Here is a 14,782-nt window from a genome sequence, read left to right as displayed (position 1 = left end):
CATGGCGGAGCAGAACCCGCTCAAGATCCACAACCTCCGTCCGGCCCCCGGTGCCAAGACCGCCAAGACCCGTGTCGGTCGTGGTGAGGCATCGAAGGGTAAGACGGCCGGTCGTGGTACCAAGGGTACGAAGGCCCGTTACCAGGTTCCGGAGCGCTTCGAGGGTGGCCAGATGCCGCTGCACATGCGCCTCCCGAAGCTGAAGGGCTTCAAGAACCCGTTCAAGACCGAGTACCAGGTCGTGAACCTCGACAAGCTGGCCGCGCTGTACCCCGAGGGTGGCGAGGTCACCGTCGAGGGCCTGGTGGCCAAGGGTGCCGTTCGCAAGAACAGCCTCGTCAAGGTCCTCGGCCAGGGCGAGGTCTCCGTGGCGCTGCAGGTGACGGTCGACGCCGTCTCCGGCTCCGCCAAGGAGAAGATCACCGCCGCCGGCGGTACGGTCACCGAGCTGGTCTGAGTCCCTCAGGTCCCTCGATGACGTGAACGATCCCGACCGGGGATACCCCACATATGGGGTATCCCCGGTCGGTCGTTCCTAGGGGGGTGCTCTCGCCGGTAAGGTGGCCAGCACTGCCCACTTTCATTGGGCGCTCCCCATGGGGCACCCTGAGCGGCAGTTGGCCGTTATCCATGTCGTTGTTCCATTGGACTCTCAAGACCGTCACCCTTGACGCACTTGCGCGGGGGTCGCAGGAGGCACCGTGCTCACCGCGTTCGCCCGGGCGTTCAGGACGCCCGACCTGCGCAAGAAGCTGCTCTTCACGCTGGCCATCATCGTGGTCTACCGGGTCGGCACCCACATCCCGATCCCCGGCGTCAACTACAAGGCCGTCCAGCAGTGTGTGAGCGAGGCGGGGGCCAACCAGGGCCTGTTCGGCCTCGTGAACATGTTCAGCGGCGGCGCGCTGCTGCAGATCACGGTCTTCGCGCTCGGCATCATGCCGTACATCACGGCCAGCATCATCCTTCAGCTGCTGACCGTGGTCATCCCGCGCCTGGAAGCCCTGAAGAAGGAGGGCCAGGCCGGCACGGCGAAGATCACGCAGTACACCCGGTACCTGACCGTGGCGCTCGCCATCCTCCAGGGCACCGGCCTCGTCGCCACCGCCCGCAGCGGCGCGCTGTTCAACGGCTGCTCGGTCGCCTCGAGCATCGTTCCGGACCAGGCGATCTTCACGACGATCACGATGGTCGTCTGCATGACCGCCGGCACCTGCGTCGTGATGTGGCTCGGTGAGCTGATCACCGACCGCGGCATCGGCAACGGCATGTCGATCCTGATGTTCATCTCGATCGCCGCGACCTTCCCGTCCGCGCTGTGGGCGATCAAGAAGCAGGGCACCCTGGCCGGCGGCTGGATCGAGTTCGGCACGGTCATCCTGATCGGCCTGGTCATGGTCGGGCTCGTCGTCTTCGTCGAGCAGGCCCAGCGCCGCATCCCGGTGCAGTACGCGAAGCGCATGATCGGCCGTCGTTCCTACGGCGGTACGTCCACGTACATCCCGCTGAAGGTGAACCAGGCAGGTGTGATTCCTGTCATCTTCGCCTCCTCGCTGCTCTACATTCCGGCGCTCGTGGCGCAGTTCGCGGGGGGCAAGTCGGGCTGGAAGACCTGGATCACCCAGAACCTGACCAAGGGTGACCACCCGATTTACATCACTCTGTACTTCTTGCTCATCGTTTTCTTCGCGTTCTTCTACGTCGCTATCTCCTTCAACCCCGAGGAAGTAGCCGACAACATGAAGAAGTATGGTGGCTTCATCCCGGGCATCCGGGCTGGCCGACCGACCGCTGAGTACCTCAGCTATGTGCTCAACCGGATCACCTGGCCGGGTTCGCTGTATCTGGGTCTGATCGCTCTCGTACCGACAATGGCGTTGGTGGGCTTTGGGGCAAGCCAGAACTTCCCGTTCGGCGGGACCAGCATCCTGATCATCGTGGGTGTCGGTCTCGAGACGGTGAAGCAGATCGAGAGCCAGCTCCAGCAGCGCAATTACGAAGGGTTCCTCCGCTGATGCGTATCGTCCTCGTCGGGCCGCCCGGTGCCGGTAAGGGAACGCAGGCCGTCCGGCTCGCCAAGGAGCTGGCCGTCCCGCACATCTCCACGGGAGACCTGTTCCGGGCCAACATCAGCCAGCAGACCGAGCTGGGCAAGCTCGCCAAGTCCTACATGGACCGCGGCGAGCTGGTGCCGGACTCGGTCACCATCGACATGGCCAAGGACCGCATGGAGCAGCCGGACGCCGAGAACGGCTTCCTGCTGGACGGCTTCCCGCGGAACGTGGACCAGGCCAAGGCGCTGGACGAGCTGCTGACGACCGAGGGCATCAAGCTGGACGCCGTCCTGGACCTGGAGGTCCCGGAGGACGAGGTCGTCAAGCGCATCGCCGGCCGGCGCATCTGCCGCAACGACTCCTCCCACGTGTTCCACGTGACGTACAGCCGCCCGAAGAAGGAGGGCGTGTGCGACGTCTGCGGCGGTGAGCTGTACCAGCGCGACGACGACCGCGAGGAGACCGTCCGCACCCGGCTGGAGGTCTACCACACGCAGACCGAGCCGATCATCGACTACTACAAGGCGCAGGGCCTGGTCGTGACGATCTCCTCCCTGGGCCCCGTCGACGAGATCACGCAGCGGGCGCTGGAGGCCCTCAAGCGCGAGAAGGCCGAGCAGTAGAGTCACGGCCCTTTCCGGCCGCGGTGCCCTTCCCGGGTGCCGCGGCCGTAGTGTTGTACCGGTATCCCAGTCGACGTGAGTGACGGAGAGCGCAGGCCCCCATGGTGCAGATCAAGACGCCCGAGCAGATCGCCAAGATGCGTGCGGCGGGCCTGGTCGTAGCCGCCATCCACGCGGCCACCCGTGAGGCGGCGGTGCCCGGGGCCAGCACCAAGGACCTGGACGAGGTCGCCCGCAAGGTCCTCGCCGAGCACGGCGCGAAGTCGAACTTCCTGGGCTACGGCGGCTTCCCCGCCACGATCTGCACGTCGGTCAACGACGTGGTCGTCCACGGCATCCCCTCCGACGAGGTCGTGCTGAAGGACGGCGACATCATCTCCATCGACTGCGGCGCGGTCATCGACGGCTGGCACGGCGACGCGGCCTACACGGCCTTCGTGGGTTCCGGTCACGCCCCGGAGCTGGTCGAGCTGTCCCGGGTGACGGAAGAGTCCATGTGGGCCGGCATCGCGGCCATGAAGCAGGGCAGCCGCCTGGTCGACGTCTCCCGCGCGATCGAGACGTGCATCCGCCGCCAGCCGAGGCCCGGCGGCGGCAAGTACGGGATCATCGAGGACTACGGCGGCCACGGCATCGGCACCGAGATGCACATGGACCCGCACCTGCTGAACTACGTCGACCGCCGCCGCGGCAAGGGCCCCAAGCTGGTCCCCGGCTTCTGCCTCGCGATCGAGCCGATGGTCTCCCTCGGCACCCCGCGCACCGAGGTCCTCTCGGACGACTGGACGGTCATCACGACGGACGGCACCTGGTCCTCCCACTGGGAGCACTCGGTGGCGCTGACGGAACAGGGCCCGCTGGTCCTCACCGCCCCCGACGGCGGCAAGGCGAAGCTGGCGGAGCACGGCATCACGGCTGCGCCGGACCCGCTGGCTTAGTGATCTCCCCCGTAGGGCAGACTTCCTCGATTCGCCTTTCAGGGTGCGCCGACGTAGACTGACTCGTCGGCTCTCGTGCACCCGCATGTCCGCATGCTCGCAGGAGAGTCGATCAAGGTAGTCGATTCGAAGGGCGAAGCGTGGCCAAGAAGCAAGGTGCCATCGAGATCGAGGGCACTGTCGTCGAGTCTCTGCCGAACGCCATGTTCAAGGTCGAGCTCCAGAACGGCCACCAGGTCCTGGCACACATCAGCGGCAAGATGCGTATGCACTACATCCGCATCCTCCCTGACGACCGGGTCGTGGTGGAGCTGTCTCCGTACGACCTGACGCGTGGCCGGATCGTCTACCGCTACAAGTAGATCTTGCCCGCATCCCGCTCACGCGGGGTGGTGGCACTGACCCGGAGAACCTCAATCCCATGAAGGTCAAGCCGAGCGTCAAGAAGATCTGCGACAAGTGCAGGGTGATCCGCCGTCACGGCCGGGTCATGGTCATTTGCGAGAACCCGCGCCACAAGCAGCGCCAGGGCTGACGCACGACCTCACCCTCTGCACCTCTATCGCAGAGATTCGCGCGACGCGAGCTGAATTTGTTCATACGCAGGACCCGAGCCGTCGCGAGCGGCTCGACACCCCCGGTTCGGAGGCCGGGGACCCGGTTCGTACCTCGTACGGCGGCCGGGAGCCGGTTCTGCGGAAGACCTCCGAAGATCACCAGGAGCCATTGAATGGCACGCGTTTCCGGTGTTGACATCCCGCGCGAAAAGCGCGTGGAGGTCGCCCTCACCTACGTGTTCGGCATCGGCCGGACGCTCTCGCAGCAGACGCTGGCCGAGACCGGCATCGACCCGAACACCCGCGTTCGCGACCTCTCCGAGGAGCAGCTCGTCGCGATTCGTGAGTACGTCGACAACAACATCAAGACCGAGGGTGACCTCCGTCGCGAGATCCAGGCCGACATCCGCCGCAAGGTCGAGATCGGCTGCTACCAGGGTCTGCGCCACCGTCGCGGTCTGCCCGTCCGCGGTCAGCGCACCAGCACCAACGCCCGCACCCGCAAGGGCCCGCGTCGCGCCATCGCCGGCAAGAAGAAGCCGGGCAAGAAGTAGTCCGCAGCGGACTCGCCGTCCAGCGGTCTTCGCTGTAGGACCGACCACCTCCCGTAGGAGTTATAGATGCCCCCCAAGGGTCGTCAGGGCGCTGCCAAGAAGGTGCGCCGCAAGGAAAAGAAGAACGTCGCTCACGGCCACGCGCACATCAAGAGCACGTTCAACAACACGATCGTCTCCATCACGGACCCGTCCGGCAACGTGATCTCCTGGGCCTCCGCCGGCCACGTCGGCTTCAAGGGCTCCCGGAAGTCCACGCCGTTCGCCGCGCAGATGGCCGCCGAGTCGGCTGCCCGCCGCGCCCAGGAGCACGGCATGCGCAAGGTCGACGTGTTCGTCAAGGGCCCGGGTTCCGGTCGTGAGACCGCGATCCGCTCCCTGCAGGCCACGGGCCTCGAGGTCGGCTCCATCCAGGACGTCACCCCGACCCCGCACAACGGCTGCCGCCCGCCGAAGCGCCGCCGCGTCTGACGCACGGCCGCTTGGGCTGAGGATTTTCGGGCGGTACGGCTCCGTAAATGGGCCGTATCGCCCGTACCCTTGCAGTACCCGCGCTTCTCACAGGGTGCGGTTTCCGTCGGACGTCAAATAGCGGGCGTCCACGAATGAAGGATCTGATCCACACATGCTGATCGCTCAGCGTCCCTCGTTGACCGAAGAGGTCGTCGACGAGTTCCGCTCCCGGTTCGTGATCGAGCCGCTGGAGCCGGGCTTCGGCTACACCCTCGGCAACTCTCTCCGCCGTACCCTCCTGTCGTCGATCCCCGGCGCTGCTGTCACCAGCATCCGCATCGACGGTGTCCTGCACGAGTTCACCACCGTGCCGGGCGTCAAGGAGGACGTCACCGACCTGATCCTCAACATCAAGCAGCTGGTCGTCTCCTCGGAGCACGACGAGCCGGTCGTGATGTACCTGCGCAAGCAGGGCCCGGGCCTGGTCACCGCCGCCGACATCGCGCCCCCGGCCGGTGTCGAGGTGCACAACCCCGACCTCGTCCTCGCCACCCTCAACGGCAAGGGCAAGCTGGAGATGGAGCTGACCGTCGAGCGCGGTCGCGGTTACGTCTCCGCTGTGCAGAACAAGCAGGTGGGCCAGGAGATCGGCCGTATCCCGGTCGACTCCATCTACTCGCCGGTTCTGAAGGTCACGTACAAGGTCGAGGCCACGCGTGTCGAGCAGCGCACCGACTTCGACAAGCTGATCGTCGACGTCGAGACCAAGCAGGCCATGCGTCCGCGTGACGCCATGGCGTCCGCCGGCAAGACGCTGGTCGAGCTGTTCGGTCTCGCCCGTGAGCTGAACATCGACGCCGAGGGCATCGACATGGGCCCGTCCCCCACGGACGCCGCCCTGGCCGCCGACCTCGCGCTGCCGATCGAGGAGCTGGAGCTCACCGTCCGCTCCTACAACTGCCTCAAGCGTGAGGGCATCCACTCCGTGGGTGAGCTGGTCGCGCGCTCCGAGGCCGACCTCCTGGACATCCGCAACTTCGGTGCGAAGTCCATCGACGAGGTCAAGGCGAAGCTGGCCGGCATGGGCCTGGCCCTCAAGGACAGCCCGCCCGGATTCGACCCGACCGCCGCCGCCGACGCCTTCGGCGCCGACGACGACGCGGACGCGGGCTTTGTGGAGACCGAGCAGTACTGATCCGGTACTGGGCGTGATCCCCTTCCGGGTGCCTGGCAACAGGCACCCGGATCTCCGACGGACAACCGTCTGCTCGGATACTGACCCCGGTACCTGACACGGCCGGGGCAGACACACAGGAGAAAGAAATGCCGAAGCCCACCAAGGGTGCCCGTCTGGGCGGCAGCGCCGCGCACGAGAAGCTGCTCCTCGCGAACCTCGCGAAGGCGCTCTTCGAGCACGGCCGTATCACCACCACCGAGGCGAAGGCCCGCCGCCTGCGCCCGTACGCCGAGCGTCTGGTCACCAAGGCGAAGAAGGGCGACCTTCACAACCGCCGTCAGGTGCTCCAGGTCATCACGGACAAGAGCGTCGTCCACACGCTCTTCACCGAGATCGGCCCGCGCTACGAGAACCGTCCCGGTGGCTACACCCGCATCACCAAGATCGGTAACCGCCGTGGCGACAACGCGCCCATGGCTGTCATCGAGCTGGTCGAGGCGCTGACGGTCGCGCAGCAGGCGACCGGCGAGGCCGAGGCCGCCACCAAGCGTGCGGTCAAGGAGGCCGAGGAGGCCAAGGCTGCCGAGACCACCGAGGCGCCGGCCGAGGAGGCCGCTGCCGAGGAGTCGAAGGACGCCTGAGGCTCTGCCTGACGCGGGAAGCGGGTCCGCCCTTCGGGGCGGGCCCGCTTTCGCGTTTTTTGAAAGGGCACTGCCTTGAGAGGATCTGTTCCGTGAGTGACGAAGTACAGCCCGGTTACGTCCGTGTCCGCCTCGACCTGTCCTACGACGGGAGCGACTTCCACGGCTGGGCCAAGCAGGCCGGCGGCCGGCGGACCGTGCAGGGGGAGATCGAGGACGCGCTGCGTACGGTGACCCGGTCGCGGGAGACGTACGAGCTGACGGTCGCCGGACGGACCGATGCGGGGGTGCACGCCCGGGGACAGGTCGCCCATGTCGATCTGCCCGAACAGGTCTGGCGTGAGCACCACGACAAGCTGCTCAAGCGGCTCGCCGGGCGGCTGGCCAGGGACGTGCGGGTGTGGGCCCTCAGGGAGGCGCCCAGCGGCTTCAACGCCCGTTTCTCGGCGGTCTGGCGCCGGTACGCCTACCGGGTCACCGACAACCCCGGGGGAGTGGACCCCCTGCTGCGGGGCCACGTGCTGTGGCACGACTGGCCGCTCGACGTCGACGCCATGAACGAGGCCGCGCGGGCGCTGCTCGGCGAGCACGACTTCGCCGCGTACTGCAAGAAGCGGGAGGGCGCGACCACCATTCGCACCCTTCAGGAGCTGAGCCTCGTGAAGGGCTCGGACGGGATCATCACGGCCACCGTCCGCGCCGACGCCTTCTGCCACAACATGGTGCGCTCGCTGATCGGTGCGCTGCTGTTCGTCGGGGACGGCCACCGCGGTCCCGAGTGGCCGGGGAAGGTGCTGGCCGCCGGGGTGCGGGACTCCGCCGTCCATGTCGTACGGCCGCACGGGCTGACCCTGGAGGAGGTCGGCTACCCCGCCGACGAGCTGCTGGCCGCGCGCAGCAAGGAGGCGCGGAACAAGCGCTCGCTTCCGTCGGCGGGGTGCTGCTAGTGCCCCTGTTGGGGCACTGGCTACCGGTTCGCCGCCGCGGAGGCCTGGGCCTGGCCGCGGCGGTAGATCTGGTTGAAGGTGAACTGCTGGAGGTCGTTGCCGACGTTGAAGACCTTCGAGTCCTTGTTGGTGACGTTCTTGCCGTCGGTGAAGCCGACGGTGGTGAAGTAGGCGTAGCGGCCGACGGCGTTCGCGGTGGTCAGGCAGACCGCGGCGTTGCAGAAGTCCTTGACGCCGTTGCCGGGCAGGGAGCGCACCATGGCGTTCTTGGCGGCCTGGGACTTGACCTTCGTCGCCTGGGCCTGGTCGTCGAAGAGGGCGACGCCGACGGTGACCGCGATGCCGCCGCCACCGCTGTAGGTCGCGCGGATCAGCCGGGTGCAGTGGCCCGCGGTGAGGATCTGCGGCAGCTTGCCGCCGGCGGCGGAGGCGCAGTTGGCGGTGTCGGCCGTGGCGCCCTTCTTGTACACCGTGTTCCCCATGGTCAGCTGGGTGCCGGGGAAGAGGGTGCCGGCGCTGATCGGGGCCTTGTCCTTCGCGGCGCTGGATATGAATTCCCTCGGGTCCAGCGGCGGCGGGGCGCTGGTGGGCGCGAAGGACGGCGTGGCCGAGCCGCTTGGCACGGTGGCGTTGGCGGGGAGGTTGGTCGGGTTGCCCGAGGCGTTGTTGCTGCCGTTCGCGGACACCACGGCCATGGCCACGGCGGTGCCGACGGCTATCGTGGCGATCGCGCCGCCGCCCACGAACAGCAGCTTGCGACGCTTGTTGCGGGTCTCGGAGGCCTCGGCGAGCGCGGCCCAGTCCGGGGTCCCGTCGTCACCGCCGCTGCTCCAGGGCTGCTGGGAATGCGGTTTCCAGGGATCCCACTGAGACTGGGGTCCCCCCTGCCCGTAACTCATGGGGCGCATCTTAGACGGGGTACCGGGGGCGTCGGAGCGCGTGCGGCGGCATGCCACGTTTGTCCGCCGGAGTGAGCGGGAAGAGCGTCGTTTTGACCCGTCCGGGGCCCTGCAGGTAACCTGCTTCTTCGTTGTGTATTGGCTTGCTCATTCTCACGGGACGGGCCCTTACACCGGTCCACCGGGCCGATGACCAGCGACCAGCACGCGGTTTGCGTCACCGCGGTGCGGTCAAGGCTGTCGTGATCGTTTCGGTGACCTGTTCAGGACCATTCACTCGAAGCGAAGGCTACGAACCGTGCGTACGTACAGCCCCAAGCCCGGCGATGTGACGCGCCAGTGGCACGTCATCGACGCTCAGGACGTTGTCCTGGGCCGTCTCGCCACCACCGCAGCGACCCTTCTGAGGGGCAAGCACAAGCCGATCTACGCGCCGCACGTCGACGCTGGTGACTTCGTCATCATCATCAACGCCGACAAGGTGCACCTGTCCGGCAACAAGCGGACCCAGAAGATGGCGTACCGCCACTCCGGCTACCCGGGTGGTCTGCGCTCCGTCCGTTACGACGAGCTGCTCGACAAGAACCCCGAGAAGGCCGTCGAGAAGGCCGTCAAGGGCATGCTCCCCAAGAACTCCCTGGGCCGTCAGATGCTCTCGAAGCTGAAGGTCTACAAGGGTGACCAGCACCCGCACGCTGCCCAGCAGCCGGTGCCGTTCGAGATCACCCAGGTCGCGCAGTAAGTCCGGCCACCCCCTAAGACTGAAGAGAATCTGAGGAGAATCGTGGCCGAGACCACTGCCGAGCAGCCGCTCGAAGAGCTTGACATCGACAGCTACACCACCGAGTCCGAGGTGCCGCTGGAGGGTGAGTACACCTCCGAGTCCCTCGCCTCGCGTTTCGGTGAGCCCCAGCCGGCCGCCGGCCTGGGCCGCCGCAAGAACGCCATCGCCCGTGTCCGGATCGTCCCGGGCACCGGCAAGTGGAAGATCAACGGCCGCACCCTCGAGGACTACTTCCCGAACAAGGTGCACCAGCAGGAAGTCAACGAGCCCTTCAAGGTGCTCGAGCTGGAAGGCCGTTACGACGTCATCGCCCGCATCGCCGGTGGCGGTGTCTCCGGTCAGGCCGGTGCGCTCCGTCTCGGTGTCGCCCGTGCGCTGAACGAGGCCGACGTCGACAACAACCGCGGCCCGCTGAAGAAGGCCGGCTTCCTCAAGCGCGACGACCGTGCGGTCGAGCGCAAGAAGGCCGGTCTGAAGAAGGCCCGCAAGGCCCCGCAGTACAGCAAGCGTTAATCGCCAGCTGCCTGCTCGTACGTATACGGGTGCTTACCGGCCCGCACGTACTCCGAACGCCCCGGCGGCACGCCACATGTGCTGTCGGGGCGTTCGTTTATCCCAGTCAAGGGCGTATAACGACACAAGACGCTCGAAGGCTTGTGTGATCGGAAGTTTCCTCGGGAGGACAAGTGGGACGACTCTTCGGTACGGACGGCGTGCGCGGTGTCGCCAACGCGGATCTGACCGCCGAGATGGCACTCGGCCTCTCCGTCGCCGCGGCGCACGTGCTGGCCGAGGCGGGTACCTTCGAGGGCCACCGGCCGACGGCGGTGGTCGGGCGGGACCCGCGCGCGTCCGGGGAGTTCCTGGAGGCCGCCATGGTCGCCGGCCTCGCGAGCGCCGGTGTGGACGTGCTGCGGGTCGGCGTGCTGCCGACGCCCGCGGTGGCGTTCCTGACCGGTGCGCTCGGCGCCGACCTGGGCGTGATGCTCTCCGCCAGCCACAACGCCATGCCGGACAACGGCATCAAGTTCTTCGCCCGCGGCGGCCACAAGCTCGCCGACGACCTGGAGGACAGGATCGAGGCGGTGTACGAGGCGCACCGGCACGGCGAGCCGTGGGAGCGGCCGACGGGTTCCGGGGTCGGACGGGTGCGCTCGTACGACGAGGGCTTCGAGCAGTACGTCGGCCACCTGCTGTCCGTCCTGCCCAACCGGCTCGACGGGCTGAAGATCGTTCTGGACGAAGCGCACGGCGCGGCCTCGGGGGTCTCGCCGGAGGCGTTCTCCCGGGCGGGCGCCGAGATCGTCACGATCGGCGCGGAGCCGGACGGGCTCAACATCAACGACGGGTGCGGTTCGACCCACCTCGACAAGCTGAAGGCCGCGGTCGTGGAGCACCGCGCGGACTTCGGCATCGCGCACGACGGTGACGCCGACCGCTGCCTGGCCGTGGACCACACCGGCGAGGAGGTCGACGGCGACCAGATCCTGGCCGTGCTCGCGCTGGCGCTGCGGGAGCGCGACGAGCTGCGGGCCGGGACGGTCGTGGCCACCGTGATGTCCAACCTCGGCTTCAAGCTGGCGATGGAACGGGCCGGGATCCGGCTCGTGCAGACGGCGGTCGGTGACCGGTATGTGCTCGAGGAGATGAAGGAGCACGGGTACGCCCTCGGCGGCGAGCAGTCCGGGCATGTGATCATCCTCGACCACGCGACCACCGGTGACGGCACGCTGACCGGGCTGCTGCTTGCCGCTCGGGTCGCGCAGACCGGACGTTCGCTGCGGGAGCTGTCGTCCGTGATGGAGCGGCTGCCGCAGGTGCTGATCAACGTGCCGGACGTGGACAAGTCACGGGTGCGCACCTCGGCCGACCTCGCCGCTGCTGTCACCGAGGCCGAGCGTGAACTCGGCCAGACCGGGCGGGTGTTGCTGCGGCCTTCCGGTACCGAGCCGTTGGTGCGGGTGATGGTCGAGGCCGCGGACATCGATCAGGCGCGGTCCGTCGCCGGGCGGCTGGCCGACGCCGTGAAGTCTGCGCTCGGATGATCTGCCGGGTTCCCGGTTCCCGGTTCCGGGTGCCGGGAACCGCGCGTCTCGGGCTGCGGGCCGTCCGTGGCCCGTCGCGCAGTTCCCCGCGTCCCTCCGGGGCGCCTACAGCTTCCGGAGCCTCAGTCTTTGGACCTTGTGGTCCTGGCCCTTGCGGACGATGAGGGTGGCCCGGCCCCGGGTGGGGGCGATGTTCTCGATCAGGTTGGGCTTGTTGATCGTGCGCCACAGGGTGCGGGCGTAGTCGAGGGCCTCTTCCTCGGAGACCTGGGTGTACTTGCGGAAGTACGAGTCCGGGTTCTGGAAGGCGGTCTGGCGCAGCTTCTTGAAGCGGTTGAGGTACCAGCGCTCGATGTCCTCGGCGCTCGCGTCGACGTACACGCTGAAGTCGAAGTAGTCCGCGAGGCCGACGCGGGTGCGGCCGTCCTTGCCGGGCAGGGCGGGCTGGAGGACGTTGAGGCCCTCGACGATCAGGATGTCGGGGCGGCGGACGGTGAGCCGCTGGTCGGGGACGATGTCGTAGATCAGGTGGGAGTAGACGGGGGCCGTGACCTCGTCCTTGCCCGCCTTGATGTCGGCGACGAAGCGGGTCAGCGCCCGGCGGTCGTAGGACTCCGGGAAGCCCTTCCGCGACATCAGGCCGCGGGCTTCCAGTTCCCGGGTGGGCAGGAGGAAGCCGTCCGTGGTGACCAGTTCGACCCGGGGGTGTTCCGGCCACCGGGAGAGCAGGGCCTGCAGGAGACGGGAGACGGTGGACTTGCCGCAGGCCACGGAGCCGGCGACGCCTATGACGAACGGGGTGCCGGACTGGGAGCCCTGCTCGCCGAGGAACGTGTTCAGTGCCCCTCTGAGTCCGTCCGTGGCGCCGACGTAGAGGTTGAGGAGCCGGGAGAGCGGGAGGTAGATGTCGCGCACCTCGTCGAGGTCGATGACATCGCCCAGGCCGCGCAGCTTCTCCACCTCCTCGGCGGTGAGCGGCAGCGGCGTCTTCTCGCGCAGCGCGCTCCACTCGGCGCGGGTGAGGTCGACGTAGGGAGTCGCCTCCGGCCTGTGCCGGTGGGCGCTCCGGGAGATCGAGGAGACCGGTGAGATCACATTCCATTGTTAACGGAGTTTGAACCCGGCGGTGGGTGGGGTCCGTCACGCGCACGCACACCTCCGCGCAAGAGGGCCTTCGGAGGCCTTCGTACGACGGTGGGAATTTCCGATTTCGGGCAGGCGGAGGCCTGTTCGGGCGCTTTCCGGGCCGTAGGCTGCGGCGCATGTGCGGAATCGTGGGTTACGTGGGATCGCAGTCGGCGCTCGATGTCGTGATGGCCGGGCTGAAGCGACTGGAGTACCGGGGGTACGACTCGGCGGGCGTCGCCATGCTGGCGGACGGCGGGCTGGCCGCCGCGAAGAAGGCCGGGAAACTGGTCAATCTGGAGAAGGAACTGGTCGAGCGGCCGCTGCCGGCGGGCTCGACGGGCATCGGCCACACCCGCTGGGCCACGCACGGCGGGCCGACCGACGGCAACGCCCATCCGCATCTCGACAACGCGGGACGCGTCGCCGTCGTCCACAACGGGATCATCGAGAACTTCGCCGTCCTGCGCGCCGAACTGGCCGAGCGGGGCCATGAGCTGACCTCCGAGACGGACACCGAGGTGGTCGCCCATCTGCTCGCCGAGGAGTTCTCCTCCTGCGCGGACCTCGCGGAGGCCATGCGGCTGGTGTGCCGGCGGCTGGAGGGCGCGTTCACGCTGGTCGCGGTGCACGCCGACGAGCCGGACGTGGTCGTGGGCGCGCGGCGGAACTCGCCGCTCGTGGTGGGCGTCGGGGAGGGCGAGGCGTTCCTGGCCTCCGACGTCGCCGCGTTCATCGCCCACACCCGCTCGGCGATCGAGCTGGGCCAGGACCAGGTGGTGGAGCTGCGCCGCGACGGCGTCACGGTCAGCGGGTTCGACGGCCGCCCGGCCGAGGTCCGCAGCTATCACGTGGACTGGGACGCCTCCGCCGCCGAGAAGGGCGGCTACGACTACTTCATGCTCAAGGAGATCGCCGAGCAGCCGAAGGCGGTCGCCGACACGCTCCTCGGCCGGATCGATCCCTCGGGTTCGCTGACCCTGGACGAGGTGCGGATCTCCCCGTCCGAGCTGCGCGAGATCGACAAGGTCGTCATCGTCGCCTGCGGTACGGCCTTCCACGCCGGCCTGATCGCCAAGTACGCCATCGAGCACTGGACGCGGATCCCCTGCGAGGTGGAGCTGGCCAGCGAGTTCCGCTACCGGGACCCGATCCTGGACGGCCGTTCCCTGGTGATCGCCATCTCCCAGTCCGGCGAGACCATGGACACGCTGATGGCCCTCAGGCACGCCCGGGAGCAGGGCTCCAAGGTGCTGGCCATCTGCAACACCAACGGCTCGACCATCCCGCGCGAGTCGGACGCGGTGCTGTACACGCACGCCGGGCCCGAGGTCGCCGTGGCCTCCACCAAGGCGTTCCTGACCCAGCTGGTGGCCTGCTACCTGGTCGCGCTGTACCTGGGCCAGGTGCGGGGCACCAAGTGGGGCGACGAGATCCAGGCCGTGATCAAGGACCTCTCCCGGATCTCCGAGGACGTCGAGCGGGTCCTGGAGACGATGGAGCCGGTACGGGCGCTCGCGCGGACGCTGGCGTCGAAGAACACCGTGCTCTTCCTCGGCCGGCACGTGGGCTACCCGGTGGCGCTGGAAGGCGCCCTGAAGCTCAAGGAACTCGCCTACATGCACGCCGAGGGCTTCGCGGCGGGCGAGCTGAAGCACGGGCCGATCGCGCTGATCGAGGAGGACGTGCCGGTGGTGGTGGTCGTACCGTCGCCGCGCGGCCGGTCGGTCCTGCACGACAAGATCGTCTCCAACATCCAGGAGATCCGGGCCCGCGGGGCGCGCACGATCGTGATCGCGGAGGAGGGCGACGAGGCGGTCGTCCCCTACGCCGACCACCTGATCCGCATCCCGGCCACCCCGACCCTGCTGCAGCCGCTGGTCGCGACCGTGCCGCTGCAGGTCTTCGCCTGCGAGCTGGCCACCGCGCGGGGCAACGAGGTGGACCAGCCGCGGAACCTGGCGAAGTCGGTCACGGTGGAGTAG

Annotated in this window: 17 protein-coding genes; 15 read left to right on the top strand and 2 right to left on the bottom strand. The window is 68.0% G+C overall.

From position 1 onward, the window contains the following. The first annotated feature begins 1 nt into the window (after position 1). The 11 genes from rplO (at position 2) to truA (ending at position 7,944) form a co-directional block, all read left to right on the top strand. The gene (gene rplO, locus A6P39_RS18505; RefSeq protein ID WP_030745257.1) at positions 2–457 is read left to right on the top strand and encodes a 50S ribosomal protein L15; all 456 of its coding nucleotides are present in this window, start codon (positions 2–4) and stop codon (positions 455–457) included. Between the two features lie 244 nt (positions 458–701). Continuing rightward, positions 702–2,015: a preprotein translocase subunit SecY gene (gene secY, locus A6P39_RS18500; protein WP_067045320.1), complete on the top strand. Its 1,314-nt coding sequence runs from the start codon at positions 702–704 to the stop codon at positions 2,013–2,015. Next, positions 2,015–2,677 carry an adenylate kinase gene (locus tag A6P39_RS18495; protein WP_067045316.1) on the top strand — a complete coding sequence of 221 codons (663 nt, stop codon included), beginning with the start codon at positions 2,015–2,017 and terminating at the stop codon, positions 2,675–2,677. Before secY ends, A6P39_RS18495 begins: the two co-directional genes overlap by 1 nt. A gap of 101 nt (positions 2,678–2,778) precedes the next feature. Next, entirely contained in the window at positions 2,779–3,615 is an 837-nt protein-coding gene (gene map / locus A6P39_RS18490) for a type I methionyl aminopeptidase (RefSeq protein ID WP_067045313.1), read from the top strand. Between the two features lie 140 nt (positions 3,616–3,755). After that, positions 3,756–3,977 carry a translation initiation factor IF-1 gene (infA, locus tag A6P39_RS18485; protein WP_003948620.1) on the top strand — a complete coding sequence of 74 codons (222 nt, stop codon included), beginning with the start codon at positions 3,756–3,758 and terminating at the stop codon, positions 3,975–3,977. A gap of 59 nt (positions 3,978–4,036) precedes the next feature. Next, positions 4,037–4,150 (top strand): 50S ribosomal protein L36, encoded by a 114-nt coding sequence (gene rpmJ, locus A6P39_RS18480; RefSeq protein WP_003998809.1) that lies wholly within the window; start codon positions 4,037–4,039, stop codon positions 4,148–4,150. A gap of 195 nt (positions 4,151–4,345) precedes the next feature. Continuing rightward, positions 4,346–4,726 carry a 30S ribosomal protein S13 gene (gene rpsM, locus A6P39_RS18475; RefSeq protein WP_020135802.1) on the top strand — a complete coding sequence of 127 codons (381 nt, stop codon included), beginning with the start codon at positions 4,346–4,348 and terminating at the stop codon, positions 4,724–4,726. A gap of 66 nt (positions 4,727–4,792) precedes the next feature. After that, positions 4,793–5,197: a 30S ribosomal protein S11 gene (gene rpsK, locus A6P39_RS18470; RefSeq protein WP_003956432.1), complete on the top strand. Its 405-nt coding sequence runs from the start codon at positions 4,793–4,795 to the stop codon at positions 5,195–5,197. A gap of 154 nt (positions 5,198–5,351) precedes the next feature. Then, positions 5,352–6,374, top strand: coding sequence for a DNA-directed RNA polymerase subunit alpha (locus tag A6P39_RS18465; RefSeq protein WP_003966937.1), 1,023 nt, complete (start codon positions 5,352–5,354; stop codon positions 6,372–6,374). Positions 6,375–6,502: 128 nt separating this feature from the next. After that, positions 6,503–6,997 carry a 50S ribosomal protein L17 gene (gene rplQ, locus A6P39_RS18460; RefSeq protein WP_067045310.1) on the top strand — a complete coding sequence of 165 codons (495 nt, stop codon included), beginning with the start codon at positions 6,503–6,505 and terminating at the stop codon, positions 6,995–6,997. A gap of 92 nt (positions 6,998–7,089) precedes the next feature. After that, positions 7,090–7,944, top strand: a complete 855-nt coding sequence (gene truA, locus A6P39_RS18455) for a tRNA pseudouridine(38-40) synthase TruA (RefSeq protein WP_275883874.1) — start codon at positions 7,090–7,092, stop codon at positions 7,942–7,944. Between the two features lie 20 nt (positions 7,945–7,964). Here truA and A6P39_RS18450 read toward each other — a convergent pair whose 3' ends face one another. After that, positions 7,965–8,843 carry a hypothetical protein gene (locus A6P39_RS18450; RefSeq protein ID WP_067055819.1) on the bottom strand — a complete coding sequence of 293 codons (879 nt, stop codon included), beginning with the start codon at positions 8,841–8,843 and terminating at the stop codon, positions 7,965–7,967. 298 nt (positions 8,844–9,141) lie between these two features. Here A6P39_RS18450 and rplM point away from each other — a divergent pair, with 298 nt between their 5' ends. From rplM to glmM, 3 genes are all read left to right on the top strand, one after another. After that, positions 9,142–9,585: a 50S ribosomal protein L13 gene (gene rplM / locus A6P39_RS18445; RefSeq protein ID WP_067055815.1), complete on the top strand. Its 444-nt coding sequence runs from the start codon at positions 9,142–9,144 to the stop codon at positions 9,583–9,585. 42 nt (positions 9,586–9,627) lie between these two features. Next, on the top strand, positions 9,628–10,140 hold the full coding sequence (rpsI, locus tag A6P39_RS18440) for a 30S ribosomal protein S9 (RefSeq protein WP_067055812.1): 513 nt from the start codon (positions 9,628–9,630) through the stop codon (positions 10,138–10,140). A 173-nt stretch (positions 10,141–10,313) separates the two neighbouring features. Next, positions 10,314–11,672, top strand: coding sequence for a phosphoglucosamine mutase (glmM, locus tag A6P39_RS18435; protein WP_067055809.1), 1,359 nt, complete (start codon positions 10,314–10,316; stop codon positions 11,670–11,672). 105 nt (positions 11,673–11,777) lie between these two features. Here glmM and coaA read toward each other — a convergent pair whose 3' ends face one another. Then, complete coding sequence (coaA, locus tag A6P39_RS18430) at positions 11,778–12,767, bottom strand: type I pantothenate kinase (protein ID WP_067055806.1); 990 nt, start codon at positions 12,765–12,767, stop codon at positions 11,778–11,780. A gap of 167 nt (positions 12,768–12,934) precedes the next feature. Here coaA and glmS point away from each other — a divergent pair, with 167 nt between their 5' ends. Then, positions 12,935–14,782, top strand: a complete 1,848-nt coding sequence (gene glmS / locus A6P39_RS18425; protein WP_079133815.1) for a glutamine--fructose-6-phosphate transaminase (isomerizing) — start codon at positions 12,935–12,937, stop codon at positions 14,780–14,782.

This window comes from Streptomyces sp. FXJ1.172, from assembly GCF_001636945.3.
Classification (GTDB): domain Bacteria; phylum Actinomycetota; class Actinomycetes; order Streptomycetales; family Streptomycetaceae; genus Streptomyces.
The sequence above is the reverse complement of the archived record's forward strand: the minus strand, read 5'-3'. Positions and strand labels throughout refer to the sequence as shown.

Bases quoted from the DNA above. Each gene is read 5' to 3' on its own strand.
- A6P39_RS18450 (WP_067055819.1), bottom strand. From the start codon at position 8,843: ATGAGTTACGGGCAGGGGGGACCCCAGTCTCAGTGGGATCCCTGGAAA.
- rplO (WP_030745257.1), top strand. From the start codon at position 2: ATGGCGGAGCAGAACCCGCTCAAGATCCACAACCTCCGTCCGGCCCCC.
- rpsK (WP_003956432.1), top strand. From the start codon at position 4,793: ATGCCCCCCAAGGGTCGTCAGGGCGCTGCCAAGAAGGTGCGCCGCAAG.
- rplQ (WP_067045310.1), top strand. From the start codon at position 6,503: ATGCCGAAGCCCACCAAGGGTGCCCGTCTGGGCGGCAGCGCCGCGCAC.
- A6P39_RS18465 (WP_003966937.1), top strand. From the start codon at position 5,352: ATGCTGATCGCTCAGCGTCCCTCGTTGACCGAAGAGGTCGTCGACGAG.
- rpmJ (WP_003998809.1), top strand. From the start codon at position 4,037: ATGAAGGTCAAGCCGAGCGTCAAGAAGATCTGCGACAAGTGCAGGGTG.
- A6P39_RS18495 (WP_067045316.1), top strand. From the start codon at position 2,015: ATGCGTATCGTCCTCGTCGGGCCGCCCGGTGCCGGTAAGGGAACGCAG.
- rpsM (WP_020135802.1), top strand. From the start codon at position 4,346: ATGGCACGCGTTTCCGGTGTTGACATCCCGCGCGAAAAGCGCGTGGAG.
- map (WP_067045313.1), top strand. From the start codon at position 2,779: ATGGTGCAGATCAAGACGCCCGAGCAGATCGCCAAGATGCGTGCGGCG.
- glmS (WP_079133815.1), top strand. From the start codon at position 12,935: ATGTGCGGAATCGTGGGTTACGTGGGATCGCAGTCGGCGCTCGATGTC.